The 2,482-nt window shown below is 68.7% G+C and carries 1 protein-coding gene; it reads right to left on the bottom strand.

Annotated elements, in window-relative coordinates; genetic code table 11:
* Positions 1-2,482, bottom strand: a 2,482-nt coding sequence (locus DFR29_RS28720) for a DUF11 domain-containing protein (RefSeq protein WP_133822069.1), incomplete at both ends; no start/stop codon positions are given.

The raw sequence follows: 2,482 nt of genomic DNA, 5'->3' as shown, positions 1-2,482 counted from the left end.
GTCGTGCCGGTGTTGGTGACCTGCAGCGTGTAGCTCGCCGGAACGCCGACGGTCCACGGGCTCGCGCTCGCGGTCTTGTCGAGCGTCAGTTGCGGCGCATCGATCGTGGTCGGACCTTCGGTGTCGCTGCAGCGGGTGGCTGCCGGACAGCTCGGGTCGCCGCCACCGCTGACGGTGGCGGTATTGGTAACGCTGGCACCGGCCGCCAAGGTCGGCGTGACGGGAATGACGAAGCTGGCATTCGCGCCGACCGCCAGACCGCTCGCGATCGTGCAGGTAACGATCTGGCCGGTTGCCGTGCAGCCTGCCGGCAACGTGCCGATGGTCAGGCCCGCCGGAATCGTGTCTGTGATCGTTGCTGCAGCCGTCGTGGCGGTCGTGCCGGTGTTGGTGACCTGCAGCGTGTAGCTCGCCGGAACGCCGACGGTCCACGGGCTCGCGCTCGCGGTCTTGGTCAGCGTCAGCTGCGGTGCATCGATCGTGGTCGGGCCTTCGGTGTCGCTGCAGCGGGTGGCTGCCGGACAGCTTGGGTCGCCGCCACCGCTGACGGTGGCGGTGTTCGTCACGCTGGAGCCCGCGGCCAGGGTCGGCGTGACGGGAATGATGAAGCTGGCATTCGCACCCACCGCCAAGCCGCTCGCGATCGTGCAGGTAACGATCTGGCCGGTTGCCGTGCAGCCTGCCGGTAACGTCCCGATCGTGAGTCCTGCCGGAATCGCGTCGAGGATCGTTGCGGCGGCCGTCGTGGCCGTCGTGCCGGTGTTGGTGACCTGAAGGGTGTAGCTCGCCGGAACGCCGACGGTCCACGGGCTCGCGCTCGCGGTCTTGGTCAGCGTCAGCTGCGGTGCATCGATCGTCGTCGGGCCTTCGGTGTCGCTGCAGCGGGTGGCTGCCGGACAGCTCGGGTCGCCGCCGCCGCTGACGGTGGCCGTGTTCGTGACGCTGGAGCCCGCGGCCAGGGTCGGCGTGACGGGAATGATGAAGCTGGCATTCGCGCCCACCGACAGACCGCTCGCGATCGTGCAGGTGACGGTCTGGCCGGTTGCCGTACAACCCGCTGGCAGCGTGCCGATCATGAGGCCCGCCGGAATCGTGTCAGTGATCGTTGCGGTAGCCGTCGTGGCGGTCGTGCCGGTGTTGGTGACCTGCAGCGTGTAGCTCGCCGGTACACCGACGGTCCACGGGCTGGCGCTCGCGGTCTTGTCGAGCGTCAGTTGCGGCGCATCGATCGTCGTCGGGCCTTCGGTGTCGCTGCAGCGGACGGCTGCTGGACAGCTCGGATCGCCGCCACCGCTGACGGTGGCCGTGTTCGTCACACTGGCACCGGCCGCCAAGGTCGGCGTTATCGGAATGACGAAGCTGGTGTTTGCACTCGCGGCCAGGCCAGCAGGAACCGTGCAGGTGACGATCTGGCCGGTTGCCGTACAACCCGCTGGCAGCGTGCCAATCGTGAGTCCTGCCGGAATCGCATCGAGGATCGTTGCGGCAGCCGTCGTGGCGGTCGTGCCGGTGTTGGTGACTTGAAGGGTGTAGCTCGCCGGAACGCCGACGGTCCACGGGCTCGCGCTCGCGGTCTTGGTCAGCGTCAGCTGCGGTGCATCGATCGTCGTCGGGCCTTCGGTGTCGCTGCAGCGGGTGGCTGCCGGACAGCTTGGGTCGCCGCCACCGCTGACGGTGGCGGTATTGGTAACGCTGGCACCGGCCGCCAAGGTCGGCGTGACCGGGATGACGAAGCTGGCATTCGCGCCCACCGCCAAGCCGCTCGCGATTGTGCAGGTGACGGTCTGGCCTGTCGCGGTGCAGCCTGCCGGCAGGGTGCCGATGGTCAGGCCCGCCGGAATCGTGTCAGTGATCGTTGCGGCGGCCGTCGTGGCCGTCGTGCCGGTGTTGGTGACCTGCAGCGTATAGCTGGCTCCCACGCCGACGGTCCACGGACTGGCGCTCGCGGTCTTGGTCAGCGTCAGTTGCGGTGCATCGATCGTGGTCGGACCTTCGGTGTCGCTGCAGCGAGCGGCTGCTGGACAGCTCGGATCGCCGCCACCGCTGACGGTGGCCGTGTTCGTCACACTGGCCCCGGCCGCCAAGGTCGGCGTGACCGGAATGACGAAGCTGGCATTCGCGCCCACCGCCAGACCGCTCGCGATCGTGCAGGTGACGGTCTGGCCGGTTGCCGTGCAGCCTGCCGGCAACGTGCCGATGGTCAGGCCCGCCGGAATCGTGTCAGTGATCGTTGCTGCAGCCGTCGTGGCTGTCGTGCCGGTGTTGGTGACTTGAAGGGTGTAGCTCGCCGGTACACCGACGGTCCACGGGCTCGCGCTCGCGGTCTTGGTCAGCGTCAGCTGCGGTGCATCGATCGTCGTCGGGCCTTCGGTGTCGCTGCAGCGGGTGGCTGCCGGACAGCTTGGGTCGCCGCCACCGCTGACGGTGGCGGTATTGGTAACGCTGCCACCGGCCGCCAAGGTCGGCGTGACCGGAATGACGA

Origin of the sequence: Tahibacter aquaticus (assembly GCF_004363655.1) — a bacterium.
Classification (GTDB): domain Bacteria; phylum Pseudomonadota; class Gammaproteobacteria; order Xanthomonadales; family Rhodanobacteraceae; genus Tahibacter; species Tahibacter aquaticus.
Note: the sequence above shows the minus strand (reverse complement) of the source record. Positions and strands in the feature narration are given on the sequence as shown.